Genomic DNA, 3,205 nt, shown 5'->3' with positions numbered 1-3,205 from the left:
TACTATGATAAGGAAACCGGAGGAATCTTTAAGTAGTTTTTTTCGTTTCTATTGACATCGTTTACTATATAACACTGTGTTGTATTACAATGCTTGCGCGAAATATTTCAGTGCATTTTCAAATATAAGCATTCCATCGCCATATTTTGGCATAGGGGCACCCAAGCGCTTGCACTTCTCTTTTTCAAGCGGCCAGTTGTCCTGCTGAGTGAAAAATATTCCCCTCTCTGGGTGAGGCATTAAAGCTAGTATTCTACCACTTTTATCTGATAAAGCTGCCAGATCGTACATAGATCCGTTTGGATTGGAAGGGAACTGCAAGTTGGCGTAGTTACCATCTTCATCAACATAACGCAGCACAACGGAATTGTTTTCAATCAATTGATCCAAAACACCCTGATCCATAAAAAACTTGCCTTCTCCATGAGCAATAGGAAGATACAGCTCATTTAGGTTCTGTAGCCAAACAGAATTACTTTGTGGGCTAACTTTCACTCTAATCCAACGGCATTGATAATTACCTACATCATTGCATATTAAAGCCAGGTTAGAGAATTCTGGAATTAGTTTTACTAATACCTGACAACCATTACATATTCCTATAACAAGCTTATCCTGAGATAAAAAATCTTGAAACTCACCCAACAAATTATTTTTAATGCGCAGAGCAAATGCATTACCAGCACCAGTGTCATCACCATAGGAAAAACCTCCCGGAATTGCTAGTATATTACTTGATTTCAGTTCACCTGGATTATCTATGATCTCATTAATATGAACGATCTTCACTTCTATATTGTTGATACCAAGTTTTCTACTACATTCTATAAATGCAAATGCAGTTTCCTTCTCACAGTTCAAGCCATAACCAGATAAAATAATAATTTTCATGAATTAAAAATTAAAAAACTCGATTTTTCTTTTTACAAAATTTGCTACTAAATTTAGAGCGAACAACATTATCAACAAAGCCATAATTGCAATAGTAGCAAGCTCAACAAATTCAATTTCAGGACTACTTGACCATATGTATATTTGTACAGGCAAAACAGTTGCTGGGTCGAAAAAGGATGCTGGTGTGTCAGCTATAAATGCTACCATACCTATCATAAGTAAAGGAGAGGACTCACCCAAAACTCTTGCAATTGCAAGCACAGCGCCATGTATTATTCCCGGTAATGCAATCGGTAGAGAGTGATCCAATATTACCTTGATGTGAGACGCTCCAAGAGCAAAAGCTGCATCTTTTATTGTAATAGGAACATTCGCAAAGGCATTTTTTGTTGCAATTATAATGTTAGGTAACATCATAAATGAAAGAGTCATTCCACCAACAAGTGGCGAAGAACGAGGTAAACCAAATATACCAAGGTAGAGAGTTAAACCTACCACACCAAATATTATTGAAGGTACTGCAGCAAGATTATTTATACTAACCTCTACAATGCTAGTTATTATACTGTTCCTGGGCATAAATTCGTGAAGATAGATGCCTGACATAATTCCTATTGGTAATGCCAAAGCTAGACATACCATAACCGTCATTAATGAGCCGATGAATGCTCCTAAAATCCCTGCATTTTCAGGTTCACGAGAATCAGATTTAAGAAATAAAGACTTATTAAAGAACTTTTTCACCCTCCCCTTTTCTTTTAGCCAACTAAGCAGTTCAGCATAATGACCATTGAAATATCTATCTTTGTTTATTGAATTGATTATACTTGATGCAGTAAACCAGATTTCATACTCACCACTGTGCTTCACTTTTCCAAGAAAAAAATTCTCTAGCTCCTTGTAAGAATTACGACTTAAAATCTCGTCATTACTTCTGAAACCGGTCCCCTTAAACACTTTACGTAGAGAATCATTAAGTAAGTCAATGGACTTATACCGTAAATCACTAGGATTATCTGTCAAAGCAAAATCAGCAATTATCTCAACCGGTAACAAAATCTTCGTTATTGTTAATGCGCTATAAGAGTTAATTAATATGCTCAACAATATGCATATAGGACAACCAAGCGAAACAAGTAACGTTACGAGAGAACAGAAATACAATGTTCTATTCCTTTTGTTTTTTCTTCTTATGCGAGCATGTACGCGCCTGGACTGAAGTAGTTTTAGGAATTTTGTCTTTATGCTCATCTATTTTCAGTCTCTCCCTATTGCCTCAGCGCAATCAAGAACTGAAACAATATCGTTTTTCATCAAAGCTGCTTAGACTTAACGCTTTTGCAAGTAGTACGCTCCTTTATCCTAGCAGCTTTTCCAAATAGCTTACATAAGTAGTATAATTTCGCTCTACGAACTTTCCCCCTTCTTGTCACTTCCACTGAAACTAACGCAGGAGAATAAACAAAAAATTGCGATACTATACTTTCCCCATGACTCACTTTTCTAACCGCAAAGGAAGAATGTAATCCACGATTTCTTTTTGATATACATACACCTTCAAATACTTGCATACGTCCGCTTGCACCGTCAACCACTTTAAAAGTGATCTTCAAATCATCACCAGGACGAAACTCCGGCAATTCTTTAGCCAACACTTGCATTTGCTGCTTATTGAACTTTTCAAGTAAATTTGCCATTTATATCTCCATCTAATAACTCAGGTCTACGCTTTTTTGTTATAGCTTGAGACTGTTTCCGCCTCCAATCACCTATTTTTTTGTGATTACCAGACAACAGAACCTCAGGCACTTCATGTTCTCTCCACTGCTTAGGTTTAGTATATTGAGGGTAATCAAGCATACCACCACCATAACTAAAACTTTCTTCAGTAATACTATCAGAATTATTCACTACACCAGGAAGAAGCCTAATACATGCATCAAGAACTACCATCGCAGCCGGCTCGCCCCCTGAAAGTATATAATCTCCGATGCTTAACTCATAAGGAGTATACTCATCAATCACTCTTTGGTCAATACCCTCAAATCGACCACATAATATTGTTATATGAGTAAGTCCTATCAACTCTTTTGCAATGCCTTGATTAAATCTAGTGCCAGATGGAGTCATACAAATAAATTTAGTATCCCTATGAGCGGTAAGCACACTATCAATTGCATCACCAGTAACATCAGGGCGCATAATCATTCCTGCCCCACCTCCATATGGAACATCGTCTACTGTTGAGTGTTTATCCTTAGCAAAGGAACGAATATTTACCACTTCAAGACCCCATATTTTCTCTTCTAAC

General features: G+C 37.0%; 4 protein-coding genes. All 4 read right to left on the bottom strand.

Annotated features, from left to right (window positions below):
• Positions 1-84: 84 nt before the first annotated feature.
• Positions 85-891 (bottom strand): phosphoribosylformylglycinamidine synthase subunit PurQ, encoded by an 807-nt coding sequence (locus IHO40_RS05490; protein ID WP_225537133.1) that lies wholly within the window; start codon positions 889-891, stop codon positions 85-87.
• Between the two features lie 3 nt (positions 892-894).
• The gene (gene pstA / locus IHO40_RS05485; RefSeq protein ID WP_225537132.1) at positions 895-2,145 is read right to left on the bottom strand and encodes a phosphate ABC transporter permease PstA; all 1,251 of its coding nucleotides are present in this window, start codon (positions 2,143-2,145) and stop codon (positions 895-897) included.
• Between the two features lie 62 nt (positions 2,146-2,207).
• Positions 2,208-2,591, bottom strand: coding sequence for a 50S ribosomal protein L19 (rplS, locus tag IHO40_RS05480; RefSeq protein WP_225537131.1), 384 nt, complete (start codon positions 2,589-2,591; stop codon positions 2,208-2,210).
• Positions 2,575-3,205 (bottom strand): tRNA (guanosine(37)-N1)-methyltransferase TrmD (gene trmD, locus IHO40_RS05475; protein WP_225537130.1); only part of this gene is annotated, 631 nt, incomplete at its 5' end. The genes trmD and rplS, both read right to left, overlap by 17 nt.

Origin of the sequence: Wolbachia endosymbiont of Mansonella ozzardi (assembly GCF_020278625.1) — a bacterium.
Classification (GTDB): Bacteria; Pseudomonadota; Alphaproteobacteria; order Rickettsiales; family Anaplasmataceae; genus Wolbachia.
This window is presented reverse-complemented; position numbering and strand designations above follow the sequence as displayed.

What these genes read in the sequence shown, in the direction of transcription:
- IHO40_RS05490 (WP_225537133.1), bottom strand. Translation starts at nt 891, where the DNA reads ATGAAAATTATTATTTTATCTGGTTATGGCTTGAACTGTGAGAAGGAA.
- pstA (WP_225537132.1), bottom strand. Translation starts at nt 2,145, where the DNA reads ATGAGCATAAAGACAAAATTCCTAAAACTACTTCAGTCCAGGCGCGTA.
- rplS (WP_225537131.1), bottom strand. Translation starts at nt 2,591, where the DNA reads ATGGCAAATTTACTTGAAAAGTTCAATAAGCAGCAAATGCAAGTGTTG.